Source organism: Streptomyces sp. NPDC002577 (genome assembly GCF_053594815.1).
In genome coordinates this window covers 393476-408770 of the sequence record NZ_JBSFWK010000003.1, presented here as the reverse complement: position 1 = coordinate 408770, position 15295 = coordinate 393476, and the positions used below count along the sequence as shown (strand labels likewise).

Here is a 15295-nt window from a genome sequence, read left to right as displayed (position 1 = left end):
CGGGGCCGGGGCCGGTTACTTGCCGATGAGCTTGTCGATCTCGGACTGCGGCAGCGCCGTGATCGGGTACGAGTCGTCCGGCTGGTCCGGCTTCACGTACTGGCCGAGATTGCTGTCGGTGATCTCAGGAAGCGGGACCGTGATGTCGGACGGCACGTCCGTGCCCTCGCGCTTGGCGACGGCCGCTTCGAGGGCGATCACAGACAGGTAGTTGGGCTGTGCGGTGGCGAGCGAGGAGAAACCTTCCTTCTTTTTGGACTGCCACAGCTTGAGGAAGCCGTTGTAGTTCTCGCCGGTGATCGGGATCAGCTTCTTGTCCTGCTTGACCAGGGTCTGCAGGGCGGCCGCCGACAACGCGCCGCCCTGGGAGAAGACGCCGTCGACGTCGGGGTGCGCGGAGTAGGCAGAGGCGAACGCCTGCGCGGCGGGGGCGAGGTTGTACTCGCTGTGCACATTGCTGACGATCTTGATGTTCGGGTACTTCTTGAAGACCGCCTCCGCTCCGGCCCACCGGTCCTCGCTGACGGCCACGCCCGCGGGGCCGTTCATGGCGATGATGCTGCCCTTGCCGCCGAGCTTGCCGGCGAGCCACTGGGCCATCATGCCGCCCCACTTCTTCTGGTCCGTACCGACCTTGACGACCTTGCTGCTCGTCACCAGCGAGTCGAACGACACCACCGTGATCCCGGCCGCGACGGCCTGCTCCAGCGCCGGGTTCAGCGCGGTGGACGAACCGGCGTCGACAAGGATGACGTCGTACCTCTGCTGGATCATCGCGCGGATCTGTGAAATCTGCTGCGAGGTGTCGCCGTTGGCGTTGAAGGTCTTCAACGACGCAACCTTGCCCTCGGACTTCAGCTTGGAGACGTCGTCCTGAAGCATCTTCAGCGTCTGCTGCATCCACGACGGCGTCAGATAGATCGTCGACCAGCCGACCTTGAGGTCCTTGACCGATGCGGTGCTGCTCTTCGCTGAACTGCCGCCGTCCTTGGCGCTGTCCTTTGACTGAACGTCGCATCCGGTGGCCGTGGCCAGTGCGCTCAGCACCACGACCGCCACGATCCGACGTCTGAATCCTGCGCTCATCGAAGCTCCTCAGGGAGGAAGGGTGCCCGGCTCTGGACAGGAACCGGCGCATGAAGGGAACTCCGGGGCGTTCCGGGCGAATGGCTGCCCGACCCGTTGACAGGCGAAGGTAGAAGGTGGCCGTCGCGCCGCGCCACGTATGCAAGACAGAATTTTGTACTGCACAACACGACCGGTCGGCGTGGGGAATTGCGACCGGTGGAACGGGCGTCGGGATGGAACTCACATCGCCTCAGGGCAGTTGGGCGCACGACGGGGCCATCGCCCAGCACAGAAACGACTCGGCGGGACGGTGCGCCACGAGCCACGGCCCTCTGCAGGCCGCAGACCCGGAGCACACCGCCCCGCCGTATTCGTCAGGTGTTCAGCCGTGCGCGCTCACGCGCCCGACACCGCCTCGCGCACCTCGTCCGCGAAGCGGACCGCCGCCTCGCGCAGTGCCGCCGCCGAGGGGCCGGCCTTCAGCACGGCCCGGCTGACGTTCGGGACGACGTTGCGTACCGCGTCGCCGAAGACCCGCGGCAGGTCGGCCGGGGTCGCCCCCTGGGCACCGATGCCGGGGGCCAGCAGCGGGCCGTTGATGGCGAGGTCGTACGACGAGAGGTCGCCGAGCGTCGCGCCGACGACCGCGCCGAAGGAGCCGAGCGGCTCGGCGCCCGCGTTGTCGTCGGCGAGGTGCGCGAGCATGGTCGCACCGACGGTGCGACCGTCCGCGAGGACCGCGTGCTGGACCTCGGCGCCCTCCGGGTTGGAGGTGAGGGCGAGGACGAAGAGCCCGGCACCGTTCTCGCGGGCGAGATCGACGGCCGGCTTGAGTGATCCGTATCCGAGGTACGGGGAGACGGTCAGCGCGTCCGAGAAGAGCGGTGCGTCCTTGCGGAGGTACGTCTCGGCGTACGCGGCCATGGTCGAGCCGATGTCGCCGCGCTTGGCGTCCATGACGACGAGGCCGCCCGCGTCGCGCAGGTCCGCCACCGCCTTCTCCAGGACGGCGATGCCGCGCGAGCCGAAGCGCTCGAAGAACGCCGACTGCGGCTTGAAGACGGCGACCTGGTCGGCGAGTGCGTCGACGACGGTGCGGGTGAAGGTCTCCAGGCCCTGGATGTCGTCGTTCAGGCCCCAGGAGGCGAGCAGCGACGCGTGCGGGTCGATGCCGACGCACAGCGGCCCGCGGGTGTCCATGGCGTGGCGCAGGCGCGCGCCGAAGGGTTCCAGGGAGCTCATGCGGATGCCTTTCGGATATCGGCGCCGACGGCCTCGGCGAGGGTGGCGTACGGGCTGGTGCGCAGCCGCGCGGCCAGGCCCTTGTGGATGGCGCGCGCCCAGAACGGGCCCTCGTAGATGAAGGCGCTGTAGCCCTGTACGAGGGTCGCGCCCGCGAGGATGCGCTGCCAGGCGTCCTCGGCGCTCTCGATGCCGCCGACGCCCACGAGGGTGATGCGGTCCCCCACGCGCGCGTAGAGGCGCCGCAGGACCTCCAGGGAGCGCCCCTTGAGGGGCGCGCCGGACAGGCCGCCGGTCTCCTTCACCAGAGCGGGGTCGGAGGCGAGGCCCAGCCCGTCGCGCGCGATGGTCGTGTTCGTCGCGATGATGCCGTCCAGGCCGAGCTCGACGGCGAGGTCCGCGACGGCGTCGATGTCGTCGTCGGCCAGGTCCGGCGCGATCTTGACGAGCAGCGGCACGCGGCGGTCGGGGACGCTGCGGTCGGCTGCCTCGCGCACGGCGCTGAGCAGGGGGCGCAGCTGGTCGACGGCCTGGAGGTTGCGCAGTCCGGGGGTGTTCGGCGACGACACGTTCACGACCAGGTAGTCGGCGTGGCGGGCGAGCCGCTCGGTGGACTTCACGTAGTCGCCGACGGCCTCGGCCTCGGGCACGACCTTGGTCTTGCCGATGTTGACGCCCACGGTGGTCTTGAAGACCGGTACGCGGGAGGCGAGGCGCGCGGCGACGGCGGCCGAGCCGTCGTTGTTGAAGCCCATGCGGTTGATCAGGGCGCGGTCCGGGACCAGCCGGAACAGCCGCTTCTTCGGGTTTCCGGGCTGCGGCTCGCCGGTGACGGTGCCGATCTCGATGTGGTCGAAGCCGAGCATCGACATGCCGTCGATCGCGACGGCGTTCTTGTCGAAGCCCGCGGCGAGCCCGAACGGGCCGTGCATGCGCAGCCCGAGGGCCTCGGTCCGCAGCTCCTTGTAGCGGGGCGCGAGCGCGGCGGCGACGAAGGTGCGGAGCACCGGGATGCGGACGGCGCTGCGGATCCAGCGGAAGGCCAGGTGGTGGGCCTTCTCGGCGTCCATTCCCTGGAAGACCAGCCGGAAGAAAAGCTTATACATGGTCATGTCCTCATGAAGGGCCTCATGGAGCCTCGTGAAAAGGCCTCACGAAGAGGGGGACACCGTTTCCGGTGTCCCCCTCCTGGGCTGCTAGTCGCGGGCCGCGGTCAGATGCTCTGCGTGTTCCTGCAGCGAGCGCACTCCCACGCCTCCGTGGTTGAGCGCGTCGATGCCCTGGACGGCCGCGGCGAGCGCCTGGACCGTCGTCAGGCACGGCACGGACCGCGCGACGGCGGCCGTACGGATGTCGTAGCCGTCGAGGCGGCCACCCGTGCCGTACGGGGTGTTGACGATCAGGTCGACCTCGCCGTCGTGGATCATCTGCACGATCGTCTTCTCGCCGTTCGGGCCCTCGCCCTCGCTCTGCTTACGCACGATCGTGGCGTTGATGCCGTTGCGCTTGAGCACCTCGGCCGTGCCGGACGTGGCGAGCAGCTCGAAGCCATGGGCGACGAGTTCACGCGCCGGGAAGATCATCGAACGCTTGTCGCGGTTGGCGACGGAGATGAACGCGCGGCCCTTGGTCGGCAGCGGCCCGTAGGCGCCCGCCTGCGACTTGGCGTACGCCGTGCCGAAGACGGAGTCGATGCCCATGACCTCGCCGGTCGAGCGCATCTCCGGGCCGAGGACGGTGTCGACGCCGCGGCCGTGGATGTCGCGGAAGCGCGACCACGGCATGACGGCTTCCTTGACGGAGATCGGCGCGTCGAGCGGGAGCTCGCCGCCGTCGCCGGTCGCCGGAAGCAGACCCTCGGCCCGCAGCTCGGCGACGGTGGCGCCCAGCGAGATACGGGCGGCGGCCTTCGCCAGCGGCACCGCGGTCGCCTTCGAGGTGAAGGGGACGGTGCGCGAGGCGCGCGGGTTGGCCTCGAGGACGTACAGGATGTCGCCCGCCAGCGCGAACTGGATGTTGATCAGGCCCCGCACGCCGACACCCTTGGCGATGGCCTCCGTGGAGGCGCGCAGCCGCTTGATGTCGAAGCCGCCGAGCGTGATCGGGGGCAGCGCGCACGCCGAGTCGCCGGAGTGGATACCGGCCTCCTCGATGTGCTCCATGACGCCGCCGAGGTACAGCTCCTCGCCGTCGTACAGCGCGTCCACGTCGATCTCGATGGCGTCGTCGAGGAAGCGGTCGACGAGGACCGGCCGGGTCGGGCTGATCTCGGTCGACTCGGCGATGTACGAGGACAGCCGCGCCTCGTCGTAGACGATCTCCATACCGCGGCCGCCGAGCACGTACGAGGGCCGTACGAGGACGGGGTAGCCGATCTCGTCGGCGATGGCCTTGGCCTCGGCGAAGGTCGTGGCGGTGCCGTGCTTCGGAGCCGGAAGACCGGCCTCCGCGAGGACCCGCCCGAAGGCGCCGCGGTCCTCGGCCGCGTGGATGGCCTCCGGAGAGGTGCCCACGATCGGCACGCCGTTGTCCTTGAGCGCCTGCGACAGGCCCAGCGGGGTCTGGCCGCCGAGCTGGACGACGACGCCCGCGACGGGGCCGGCGAGCGACTCGGTGTGGACGATCTCCAGCACGTCCTCGAGCGTCAGCGGCTCGAAGTACAGGCGGTCGGAGGTGTCGTAGTCCGTCGAGACGGTCTCGGGGTTGCAGTTGACCATCACGGTCTCGTAGCCCGCGTCGCTGAGCGCGAACGAGGCGTGGACGCACGAGTAATCGAACTCGATGCCCTGGCCGATGCGGTTCGGGCCGGAGCCCAGGATGATCACCGCGGGCTTGGTGCGGGGCGCGACCTCGGACTCCTCGTCGTAGGAGGAGTAGAAGTACGGCGTCTTCGCGGCGAACTCGGCGGCGCAGGTGTCGACGGTCTTGTAGACCGGGCGGACGCCGAGGGCGTGCCGGACCTCGCGGACGACGTCCTCGCGCAGGCCGCGGATCTCGGCGATCTGCGCGTCGGAGAAGCCGTGGCGCTTGGCGTCGGCGAGCAGCTCGGGGTCGAGGCGCTCGGCGGCGGCCAGCTCGTCCGCGATCTCCTTGATCAGGAAGAGCTGGTCGACGAACCACGGGTCGATCTTCGTCGCCTCGAAGACCTCCTCCGGGGTCGCACCGGCGCGGATGGCCTGCATGACGGCGTTGATGCGGCCGTCGGTCGGGCGGACCGCCTCGCGCAGCAGCTCGGCCTTGTCGCCGGGCTCGCCGACGAACGTGAACTGGCTGCCCTTCTTCTCCAGCGAGCGCAGCGCCTTCTGCAGGGCCTCGGTGAAGTTGCGGCCGATGGCCATCGCCTCGCCGACCGACTTCATGGTGGTGGTCAGCGTGGAGTCGGCGGACGGGAACTTCTCGAACGCGAACCGCGGAGCCTTGACCACCACGTAGTCGAGCGTCGGCTCGAAGGAGGCCGGGGTCTGCTCGGTGATGTCGTTGGGGATCTCGTCGAGCGTGTAGCCGACGGCCAGCTTGGCGGCGATCTTCGCGATCGGGAAGCCGGTGGCCTTCGACGCCAGGGCCGAGGACCGCGACACCCGCGGGTTCATCTCGATGACGATCACGCGACCGTCCTCGGGGTTCACCGCGAACTGGATGTTGCAGCCGCCGGTGTCGACGCCGACCTCGCGGATCACGGCGATGCCGATGTCGCGCAGGATCTGGTACTCGCGGTCGGTGAGCGTCATCGCCGGGGCGACGGTGATCGAGTCACCGGTGTGCACGCCCATCGGGTCGAAGTTCTCGATGGAGCAGACGACCACGACGTTGTCGTTCTTGTCGCGCATCAGCTCCAGCTCGTACTCCTTCCAGCCGAGGATGGACTCCTCCAGGAGCACCTCGGTGGTCGGCGAGAGCGTGAGGCCCTGGCCCGCGATGCGGCGCAGTTCCTCCTCGTCGTGCGCGAAGCCCGAGCCGGCGCCGCCCATGGTGAAGGAGGGGCGGACGACCACGGGGTAGCCCCCGAGCGTCTCGACGCCCCCCAGGACGTCGTCCATGGAGTGGCAGATGACCGACCGGGCGGACTCGCCGTGGCCGATCTTCTTGTTGACCTCCGCCACGACCTCCTTGAACAGGTCGCGGTCCTCGCCCTTGTTGATCGCCTCGACGTTGGCGCCGATGAGCTCGACGCCGTACTTCTCGAGGGTGCCCGCCTCGTGCAGCGAGATCGCCGTGTTGAGGGCCGTCTGACCGCCCAGCGTGGGCAGCAGGGCGTCGGGGCGCTCCTTGGCGATGATCTTCTCGACGAACTCCGGGGTGATCGGCTCGACGTACGTGGCGTCGGCGATCTCCGGGTCGGTCATGATCGTCGCCGGGTTGGAGTTGACGAGGATGACCCGCAGGCCCTCGGCCCGCAGGATGCGGCACGCCTGGGTGCCGGAGTAGTCGAACTCGGCGGCCTGGCCGATGACGATCGGGCCGGAGCCGATGACCAGGACGGACTGGATATCGGTGCGCTTAGGCACGCTGGCCCTCCATCAGGGAAACGAAGCGGTCGAACAGGTAGGCGGCGTCGTGCGGGCCCGCTGCCGCTTCGGGGTGGTACTGGACGCTGAAAGCCGGGCGGTCGAGGAGCTGCAGCCCCTCCACCACGTTGTCGTTGAGGCACACGTGGGAGACCTCGGCCCGGCCGTAGGGGGTGTCGGAGACCTTGTCGAGCGGGGCGTCGACGGCGAATCCGTGGTTGTGCGCGGTGACCTCGACCTTGCCGGTCGTACGGTCCTGCACGGGCTGGTTGATGCCGCGGTGGCCGTACTTCAGCTTGTAGGTGCCGAAGCCGAGCGCGCGGCCCAGGATCTGGTTGCCGAAGCAGATACCGAAGAGCGGCGTGCCGCGCTCCAGCACCGCCTGCATGACGGAGACCGGGTGGTCGGCGGTGGCGGGGTCGCCGGGGCCGTTGGAAAAGAACACGCCGTCGGGGTTGACCGCGTACACGTCCTCGACGGTCGCGGTGGCGGGCAGCACGTGCACCTCGATGCCGCGCTCGGCCATGCGGTGCGGGGTCATGCCCTTGATGCCGAGGTCGACCGCGGCGACGGTGAATCGCTTCTCCCCGATGGCCGGGACGACGTACGTCTCCTTGGTGGCGACCTCGGCGGAAAGGTTCGCGCCCTTCATCTCAGCGGCCTGGCGCACCTCGGCGAGCATCGTGCCCTCGTCGGGCAGAGCGTTGCCGGAGAAGATGCCGACGCGCATGGCGCCACGCTCGCGCAGGTGGCGGGTGAGTGCCCGGGTGTCGATGCCGGAGATGCCGACCACGCCCTGCGCGGCGAGCTCCTCGTCCAGCGAGCGCTTGGCGCGCCAGTTGGACGGCACGCGCGCGGGGTCGCGTACGACATAGCCGGAGACCCAGATCCGCTTGGACTCGGGGTCCTCGTCGTTGACGCCGGTGTTGCCGATGTGGGGGGCGGTCATCACGACGACCTGGCGGTGGTACGACGGGTCGGTGAGGGTCTCCTGGTAGCCGGTCATGCCGGTGGAGAACACCGCTTCGCCGAAGGTCTCCCCCACGGCCCCGTAGGCACGGCCGCGGAAGATCCGGCCGTCCTCCAGGACGAGTACGGCGGGAACCTTCGAGGCTCCCCTTGTGGAGGTGGTCATCGTGCGCCTTCCGTTTGCTTGATCATCTGGTTCAGGGTGTCGACCCACTCGGTGTGCTCGGCCGAGCGGTCGGAGCGGAATCCGGAGTCCAGCAGCTTGTCGCCGTGGGCCCAGGTGACGACGAGCAGTCCGCCCTCGGTGAGGACCTTGCCCGCGATTCCCTTGTCGAGCCTGGCCTCGCGCAGCTGTGCGGCGGGGACGAAGAAGTCGGTCGCTCCGGGACGTACGACGTCCAGTCCCGCGTCCGTCAGCGTGAGCTCGACCCGGCTTCGGGTGCCCAGGCCGTGCGCCACGATGCGGTCGAGCCACTGTCCGGCGGTGGTGGAGCCGTGGTAGCGGCCGCTCATCGTCAGTTTCGCCGGGCCGGGGTCGGCGGGCGCGCCGGGCAGCTCGGGCAGGTCGCTCTGGAGCGTGCCGCGCCACTTCCAGCCCTCGCGCATCAGCCAGTAGACGAGGGCGATGAAGAGCAGCAGCCCGACGACCCAGCCGATGCGGGCGGACCAGTCGGTCACTTGCGCCGACTTCTGTTCCGCGGCGGTGTACGCCGCGGAGGCGTACGTCAGAGGTGTCAGAGCTGTCACGCGAGCTTCCCGTCGACGAGCGTGGCCCGGCCCCGCAGCCACGTGTGGGTGACGCGTCCCGGCAGCTCACGCCCCTCGTAGGGGGTGTTGCGGCTGCGGGACGCGAAGCCCGCGGGGTCCACGGCTCCACGGTATGCCGTATCGACCAGCGTGAGGTTGGCGGGCTCACCAGCCGAGACGGGCCGGCCGTGGCCCTCGGCGCTGCCGATCCTCGCCGGCTTGAACGACATCCGTTCGGCGACGCCCGCCCAGTCGAGCAGGCCGGTCTCGACCATCGTGTGCTGGACGACGGAGAGCGCGGTCTCCAGGCCGACCATGCCCATAGCGGCCGCGGCCCACTCGCAGTCCTTGTCCTCGTGCGGGTGCGGGGCGTGGTCGGTGGCCACGATGTCGATCGTGCCGTCCGCCAGCGCCTCACGCAGCGCCATCACGTCGCGCTCGGTGCGCAGCGGCGGGTTGACCTTGTAGACCGGGTTGTACGAGCGGACCAGCTCGTCCGTGAGCAGCAGGTGGTGCGGGGTGACCTCGGCGGTCACGTCGATGCCGCGGGACTTGGCCCAGCGGACGATCTCGACCGAGCCGGCGGTCGAAAGGTGGCAGATGTGCACGCGGGAGCCGACGTGGTCGGCGAGCAGCACATCGCGGGCGATGATCGACTCCTCGGCGACGGCAGGCCAGCCGCCGAGGCCCAGCTCGGCGGAGACGACGCCCTCGTTCATCTGGGCGCCCTCGGTGAGCCGAGGCTCCTGCGCGTGCTGCGCGACCACGCCGCCGAACGCCTTCACGTACTCCAGCGCACGCCGCATGATCACGGCGTCGTGGACGCACTTGCCGTCGTCGGAGAAGACGGTGACGCCGGCGGCCGACTCGTGCATGGCGCCCAGCTCGGCGAGCTTCTTGCCCTCCAGGCCGACGGTGACGGCGCCGATCGGCTGGACGTCGCAGTAGCCGTGCTCCCGGCCGAGCCGGTAGACCTGCTCGACGACACCGGCGGTGTCGGCGACCGGGAAGGTGTTGGCCATCGCGAACACCGCGGTGTAGCCGCCGCTCGCGGCGGCCCGGGTGCCGGTCAGGACGGTCTCGGAGTCCTCGCGGCCGGGCTCGCGCAGATGGGTGTGCAGGTCGACGAGGCCCGGCAGCAGCACCTTGCCGTCGGCCTCGACGACCTCGGCACCGTCGGCGGACAGGCCGGCACCGACCGCGGCGATCGTCTCGCCGTCGATCAGCACGTCCTGCGGCTCGCCGCCGAGCACCTTCGCACCACGGATCAGGGTCTTGCTCATCGTTCTTACTTCTCCTCGGTGCGGGTGTGGGTGACGGCGGGTTCGTTGCCGCCGAGCAGCAGGTACAGGACGGCCATCCGGATCGAGACACCGTTGGCGACCTGCTCGACGACGGTGCAGCGCTCGGAGTCGGCGACCTCGGCGGTGATCTCCATGCCGCGGACCATCGGTCCCGGGTGCATCACGATCGCGTGCTCGGGCATGCGGGCCATGCGGTCGCCGTCGAGCCCGTACCGCCGCGAGTACTCGCGCTCGGTCGGGAAGAACGCGGCGTTCATGCGCTCGCGCTGCACACGCAGCATCATCACGGCGTCGGACTTCGGCAGCACGCTGTCGAGGTCGTACGCCACCTCGCACGGCCAGTGGTCGACGCCGACCGGCAGCAGCGTCGGCGGGGCGACCAGGGTGACCTCGGCGCCGAGGGTGTGCAGCAGGTCGACGTTGGAGCGGGCGACGCGGCTGTGCAGGACGTCGCCGACGATCGTGATGCGCTTGCCGCTCAGGTCCTGGCCGAGCCCTGCGTCCCGGCCGATGAGGCGGCGCCGCATGGTGAACGCGTCGAGCAGCGCCTGCGTGGGGTGCTGGTGGGTGCCGTCACCGGCGTTGATCACGGCGGCGTCGATCCAGCCCGAGGTGGCGAGCCGGTAGGGCGCGCCGGACGCGCTGTGCCGGATGACGACGGCGTCGACGCCCATGGCCTCCAGCGTCTGGGCCGTGTCCTTCAGGGACTCGCCCTTGGACACGCTCGAGCCCTTGGCGGTGAAGTTGATGACGTCGGCGGAGAGCCGCTTCTCGGCGGCCTCGAAGGAGATGCGGGTGCGGGTCGAGTCCTCGAAGAAGAGGTTGACGACGGTGCGGCCGCGCAGCGTCGGCAGCTTCTTGATCGGCCGGTCGGCGACGCGGGCCATCTCCTCGGCGGTGTCGAGGATGCGTACGGCGTCGTCGCGGGTGAGATCGGCGGCCGAGATGAGGTGTCGCTTCATCTTGGGAAGGCTCCGTAAGGCGGTTCAGGAGAGCGGGGCCCGGGGTGTGTCGCCCCGGACGCGGGCATGCGGGCGCGCAGGCGCGCACTCGGGCTGCGGAGAGCCGAGTACGGCTACTGCAGGCCGGCCGGGGAGGTCTGCTTGGCACCGAGCAGCACGGCGTCCCGGCCGTCCTCCTCGGCGAGCTGGACCTTGACGGTCTCCCGCAGCGACGTGGGCAGGTTCTTGCCGACGTAGTCGGCGCGGATGGGAAGTTCGCGGTGGCCGCGGTCGACGAGGACCGCGAGCTGGACCGCGCGCGGACGGCCGATGTCGTTCAGCGCGTCGAGGGCGGCGCGGATGGTGCGGCCCGAGAAGAGCACGTCGTCGAGGAGGATCACCAGGCGGCCGTCGATGCCGTCACCGGGGATCTCCGTGCGGGCCAGCGTCCGCGGCGGCTGCAGGCGCAGGTCGTCGCGGTACATCGTGATGTCCAGGGAGCCGACCGGGACCTTGCGGCCGGTGATCTCCTCGAGCTTGACAGCGAGCCGCTGGGCGAGGAAGACCCCTCGAGTCGGGATGCCGAGGAGCACCACGTCGTCGGCGCCCTTGGCGCGTTCGACGATCTCGTGGGCGATGCGGGTCAGCACCCGCGCGATGTCCGGGCCCTCGAGAACGGGGCGCGCGGCATCGGAGCCGACAGCGGGGCCGCTGCCGGGAATCTTTGCGTCCATACGAAACGGACCTCCTTCTCCGCCTCACGGGACGGACCTTAAAGGACGTCGGATTTGCGCCATCAACGGTACCAGGCCGCCCAACGCCGCTGATCACGCCCCCACCCCCGGCTCGAACCCGTGATGACCTGCTACACGGAAGTGTCGGTCGGGACCATTCGGCTTGACGGAGGGCCGTAACGCTGCGTAACCTCACAGTGAGTCACCAGTCTGCGTCCGGGGAGCTATATGTCCAGCGAATACGCCAAGCAGCTCGGGGCCAAGCTCCGGGCCATCCGCACCCAGCAGGGCCTTTCCCTACACGGCGTCGAGGAGAAGTCCCAGGGACGCTGGAAGGCCGTCGTGGTCGGTTCGTACGAGCGCGGCGACCGCGCCGTAACCGTGCAGCGCCTTGCCGAGCTGGCCGACTTCTACGGTGTGCCGGTGCAGGAGCTGCTGCCCGGTACGACCCCCGGCGGTGCCGCCGAGCCCCCGCCGAAGCTCGTTCTGGACCTGGAGCGCCTCGCCCATGTCCCGGCCGAGAAGGCAGGGCCCCTCCAGCGGTATGCCGCCACGATCCAGTCACAGCGGGGCGACTACAACGGCAAGGTGCTGTCGATCCGCCAGGACGATCTGCGCACGCTCGCCGTGATCTACGACCAGTCCCCCTCGGTCCTCACCGAGCAGCTGATCAGCTGGGGCGTGCTCGACGCGGACGCGCGCCGTGCCGTCGCCCACGAGGAGAGCTGACACCCAGCAGAAACGTGCCGTCGGGGCGTTCGGGACCATGGGCTTGGTCCCGAACGCCCCGACGGCGTTTCGGCTCACCGGCACCGCCGCGTGCTCGGCCGCGACCTCTCGCCCAGCGCGGCCGGCAGGGCCGCGATCACCGGGGGACGTGCGCTCGGGCAGCGCGCCCTCGTCACCGAGCTCTGACATGTACAGAACCTAGAGCATGCCCCGGAAACGCACCAGGCCCGAAGCTGAAGGAGATTCAGCTTCGGGCCTGAAGGTGTGACCGCACGGCGCGGCAGGGGCGGGGCGCCGGATCGGTTCCGGCTACTCCGCCCTGCGCAGCGTCGGCTTGAGCTCCTTGAGCCGGCCGAGCAGGCCATTGACGAAGGCCGGGGACTCGTCCGTGGAGAACTCCTTGGCGAGCTCCACCGCCTCGTCCAGCACCACGGCGTCCGGCGTCCCGTCGACCCAGATCAGCTCGTAGGCGCCGAGCCGCAGGATGTTGCGGTCGACGACCGGCATCCGGTCGAGCGTCCAGCCCACGGCGTACTGCGCGATCAGCTCGTCGATGCGGTCCGCCTTCTTCGCGTACCCCTCGACCAGCTCCATCGTGTACTCGCTGACCGGCGGCTGCCGGGTGTCGGTCCGGGAGTGCCGGATCCAGTCCGCGAGGACCGTGAGGACGTCGACGCCACGCTGGTCGCCCTCGAAGAGGATCTGGAAGGCGCGCTTGCGGGCCGTGTTACGGGCAGCCACGGTTAGCTGTTCACCCGGCCGAGGTAGTCGCTGGTGCGGGTGTCGACCTTGATCTTCTCGCCGGTGGTGATGAAGAGCGGAACCTGGATCTGGTGGCCGGTCTCCAGCGTGGCGGGCTTGGTGCCGCCGGTGGAGCGGTCGCCCTGGACGCCCGGCTCGGTCTCCGCGATGGTCAGCTCGACGGCGGCGGGCAGCTCGACGAAGAGCACCTCGCCCTCGTGCTGCGCGACGGTCGCCGTGAAGCCCTCGATGAGGAAGTTGGCGGCGTCGCCGACGGACTTGCGGTCGACGTGCAGCTGGTCGTAGGTCTCCATGTCCATGAAGACGAAGTAGTCGCCGTCCATGTACGAGAACTGCATGTCCCGCTTGTCGACGGTGGCCGTCTCGACCTTGACGCCGGCGTTGAAGGTCTTGTCGACGACCTTGCCTGAGAGCACGTTCTTGAGCTTGGTGCGCACGAAGGCCGGGCCCTTGCCGGGCTTGACGTGCTGGAACTCGACGACGGACCAGAGCTGGCCGCCTTCGAGCTTGAGCACCAGGCCGTTCTTGAGGTCGTTCGTGGAAGCCACGGTTGCGGAATCTCCTGGACTGACGTGACGACCAGGGGACCGCGCGGAGCGGCGCCGGAGAAGTGCGGGTGCGTTCCCGTGCCGGGCGGCGCGGGGACGTGCCTGAACTTCCCTGGTGTCGCTAGAGCGCGAGCAGCTCCTTGGTCGTGATGGTGAGTAGCTCGGGTCCGCCATCCGCCTCAGGGCGGACGACGAGCGTGTCATCGATCCGGACACCACCCCGTCCCGGGAGGTGGACCCCCGGTTCGACAGTGACCGGCACGCAAGCGTCCAGTTTACCCATGGCCGCGGGGGCCAGCTGCGGGTCCTCGTCGTTTTCGAGCCCCACGCCGTGCCCCGTGAGCTGTGCGAGGTCCTCTGCGTAACCGGCGGAGTCCAGTACCTGGCGGACCGCGCGGTCCACGTCACGGCAGGCGGCGCCGGGCGCCAGCGACTCCCGTCCCGCCCGCTGAGCGGCGAAGACGAGGTCGTACAGCTCGATCTGCCAGTCCGCGGGCGAGGTGCCGATCACGAACGTGCGGCCGATCTCGCAGCAGTAGCCGCGGTAGGCGGCGCCGAGGCATACCGAGAGGAAATCTCCCTCCTCGACGCGTCGGTCCGTGGGCCGGTGACCGCCGCGGCCGGAGTTGGGGCCGGTGCCGACGGAGGTGGGAAAGGCCGGCCCGTCGGCGCCGTGGTCGACCAGGCGGCGCTCCAGTTCGAGCGCGAGATGGCGTTCCGTACGGCCGACGAGGATGGACTCCAGCAGCTCGCTCAGGGCCTGGTCGGCGATCTCCGCGGCGATCCGCAGACAGCCGATCTCCTCCTCGTCCTTGACCAGGCGCAGCTGCTCGACGGCTCCGCCGAGGTCCGTGAGCCGCAGGCGGGGCGCGACGGATCCGATCGCGCGGTGCCGGGCCACGGTCAGATGGTGCTCCTCGAGGGCGAGCGAATCGACGCCGTGGGACGCGGCGAGGTCGGCGGCGGCCACCGCCGGGTCACCGTCCGTGCCCGGCAGCACCTGCGTGGGCAGGGCCTCATCGGGGCGCTCGTCCTCCGGGCGGCCGGCGAGGGGGCCTGCGTACAGCAGGACGTCTGTGTCCCTGCCGAGCAGGAGCACGGCGCCGTGCGGCGCCGCGCCCGCGAGATAGCGGACGTTCGCGGGACGCGACACGAGCGCGGCCGCGCTGCCTCCCGCAGCACATCGCTCCCGTAGCCGCTCCCGGCGGGCCGCGTACACCTCTGACATATCTCGAGCGTACGAGCGGGAGCGAGAGGCGGCCGGTTGTGCGCGGCCGTCCGGGTCGGGCGGGGCGGCCGGCCAGTGGGCGGTTCGCCCACTGCCCGTGGGTGGATCGGGCAGCTTCTGCGGCTGCCGGCCCGCGGCGGGCTCGCCACCTTCCGGTGGCAGGGTCGGGCGTTGCGCGGCCGCGGGCTGTTATCGGCTGGGGCGCCACCTGCCGGTGGGCCGGGTCGCTGCGTGCGTGTCTGCGGGCGGTGGTCGGCTGGGGCGCCTTCTGCCGGTGGGTGGGTCGGGGCCGCGCCGGGATGTACTCCCCCAGTGCCTCAAGGGCCTGGGAGGTGCCCCCAGGTCTGGCGCCGAGCCGTACGTCGTTCGGGCGAGCCCACACTGTGCGCCAGCCTCCCCCAGCGCCTTAAGGGCCTGGGAGGTACCCCCAGCGGGCGCACATCCCGCCACGTCCCCTTCGGCACGTACGCGGCTAACGGCCGGTGGCCGGTACCGCCCTTTGCGGCGAGGGGCTAGGG

At 70.2% G+C, this 15295-nt stretch carries 13 protein-coding genes; 1 reads left to right on the top strand and 12 read right to left on the bottom strand.

The window, feature by feature from the left end:
* Nucleotides 1–15 precede the first annotated feature (15 nt).
* The 9 genes from ACWD4J_RS07495 to pyrR form a co-directional block, all read right to left on the bottom strand.
* Nucleotides 16–1086 carry a substrate-binding domain-containing protein gene (locus ACWD4J_RS07495; protein WP_451394343.1) on the bottom strand — a complete coding sequence of 357 codons (1071 nt, stop codon included), beginning with the start codon at nucleotides 1084–1086 and terminating at the stop codon, nucleotides 16–18.
* Nucleotides 1087–1464: 378 nt separating this feature from the next.
* Nucleotides 1465–2310 (bottom strand): orotidine-5'-phosphate decarboxylase, encoded by an 846-nt coding sequence (gene pyrF / locus ACWD4J_RS07490; protein WP_451394342.1) that lies wholly within the window; start codon nucleotides 2308–2310, stop codon nucleotides 1465–1467.
* Nucleotides 2307–3416, bottom strand: coding sequence for a quinone-dependent dihydroorotate dehydrogenase (locus ACWD4J_RS07485; RefSeq protein WP_451394341.1), 1110 nt, complete (start codon nucleotides 3414–3416; stop codon nucleotides 2307–2309). Before ACWD4J_RS07485 ends, pyrF begins: the two co-directional genes overlap by 4 nt.
* A 90-nt stretch (nucleotides 3417–3506) precedes the next feature.
* On the bottom strand, nucleotides 3507–6815 hold the full coding sequence (gene carB / locus ACWD4J_RS07480) for a carbamoyl-phosphate synthase large subunit (protein WP_451394340.1): 3309 nt from the start codon (nucleotides 6813–6815) through the stop codon (nucleotides 3507–3509).
* Nucleotides 6808–7950: a glutamine-hydrolyzing carbamoyl-phosphate synthase small subunit gene (carA, locus tag ACWD4J_RS07475; protein ID WP_451394339.1), complete on the bottom strand. Its 1143-nt coding sequence runs from the start codon at nucleotides 7948–7950 to the stop codon at nucleotides 6808–6810. The genes carB and carA overlap by 8 nt, the downstream gene beginning before the upstream one ends.
* A complete protein-coding gene (locus tag ACWD4J_RS07470; RefSeq protein WP_451394377.1) occupies nucleotides 7947–8522 on the bottom strand; it encodes a PH-like domain-containing protein in 576 nt (191 codons plus the stop codon). The genes carA and ACWD4J_RS07470 overlap by 4 nt, the downstream gene beginning before the upstream one ends.
* 5 nt (nucleotides 8523–8527) lie before the next feature.
* Nucleotides 8528–9814 (bottom strand): dihydroorotase, encoded by a 1287-nt coding sequence (locus ACWD4J_RS07465; RefSeq protein ID WP_451394338.1) that lies wholly within the window; start codon nucleotides 9812–9814, stop codon nucleotides 8528–8530.
* A gap of 5 nt (nucleotides 9815–9819) precedes the next feature.
* Nucleotides 9820–10797 carry an aspartate carbamoyltransferase catalytic subunit gene (locus ACWD4J_RS07460; RefSeq protein ID WP_451394337.1) on the bottom strand — a complete coding sequence of 326 codons (978 nt, stop codon included), beginning with the start codon at nucleotides 10795–10797 and terminating at the stop codon, nucleotides 9820–9822.
* 113 nt (nucleotides 10798–10910) lie between these two features.
* Complete coding sequence (gene pyrR / locus ACWD4J_RS07455; RefSeq protein ID WP_451394336.1) at nucleotides 10911–11510, bottom strand: bifunctional pyr operon transcriptional regulator/uracil phosphoribosyltransferase PyrR; 600 nt, start codon at nucleotides 11508–11510, stop codon at nucleotides 10911–10913.
* A gap of 228 nt (nucleotides 11511–11738) precedes the next feature.
* On the opposite strand from pyrR, the gene bldD reads away from it, so the two are divergent.
* Entirely contained in the window at nucleotides 11739–12239 is a 501-nt protein-coding gene (gene bldD, locus ACWD4J_RS07450) for a transcriptional regulator BldD (protein WP_030607052.1), read from the top strand.
* 309 nt (nucleotides 12240–12548) lie between these two features.
* Here bldD and nusB read toward each other — a convergent pair whose 3' ends face one another.
* The 3 genes from nusB to ACWD4J_RS07435 all read right to left on the bottom strand — a co-directional run bounded on the left by nusB (nucleotide 12549) and on the right by ACWD4J_RS07435 (nucleotide 14777).
* Nucleotides 12549–12980 (bottom strand): transcription antitermination factor NusB, encoded by a 432-nt coding sequence (gene nusB / locus ACWD4J_RS07445; protein ID WP_451394335.1) that lies wholly within the window; start codon nucleotides 12978–12980, stop codon nucleotides 12549–12551.
* A 2-nt stretch (nucleotides 12981–12982) separates the two neighbouring features.
* Nucleotides 12983–13549, bottom strand: a complete 567-nt coding sequence (gene efp / locus ACWD4J_RS07440; RefSeq protein WP_451394334.1) for an elongation factor P — start codon at nucleotides 13547–13549, stop codon at nucleotides 12983–12985.
* Between the two features lie 121 nt (nucleotides 13550–13670).
* Nucleotides 13671–14777, bottom strand: coding sequence for an aminopeptidase P family protein (locus tag ACWD4J_RS07435; protein WP_451394333.1), 1107 nt, complete (start codon nucleotides 14775–14777; stop codon nucleotides 13671–13673).
* Nucleotides 14778–15295: the final 518 nt, after the last annotated feature.

Bases quoted from the DNA above. Each gene is read 5' to 3' on its own strand.
- ACWD4J_RS07495 (WP_451394343.1), bottom strand. From the start codon at position 1,086: ATGAGCGCAGGATTCAGACGTCGGATCGTGGCGGTCGTGGTGCTGAGC.
- pyrF (WP_451394342.1), bottom strand. From the start codon at position 2,310: ATGAGCTCCCTGGAACCCTTCGGCGCGCGCCTGCGCCACGCCATGGAC.
- ACWD4J_RS07485 (WP_451394341.1), bottom strand. From the start codon at position 3,416: ATGTATAAGCTTTTCTTCCGGCTGGTCTTCCAGGGAATGGACGCCGAG.
- carA (WP_451394339.1), bottom strand. From the start codon at position 7,950: ATGACCACCTCCACAAGGGGAGCCTCGAAGGTTCCCGCCGTACTCGTC.
- ACWD4J_RS07465 (WP_451394338.1), bottom strand. From the start codon at position 9,814: ATGAGCAAGACCCTGATCCGTGGTGCGAAGGTGCTCGGCGGCGAGCCG.
- ACWD4J_RS07460 (WP_451394337.1), bottom strand. From the start codon at position 10,797: ATGAAGCGACACCTCATCTCGGCCGCCGATCTCACCCGCGACGACGCC.
- pyrR (WP_451394336.1), bottom strand. From the start codon at position 11,510: ATGGACGCAAAGATTCCCGGCAGCGGCCCCGCTGTCGGCTCCGATGCC.
- bldD (WP_030607052.1), top strand. From the start codon at position 11,739: ATGTCCAGCGAATACGCCAAGCAGCTCGGGGCCAAGCTCCGGGCCATC.
- ACWD4J_RS07435 (WP_451394333.1), bottom strand. From the start codon at position 14,777: ATGTCAGAGGTGTACGCGGCCCGCCGGGAGCGGCTACGGGAGCGATGT.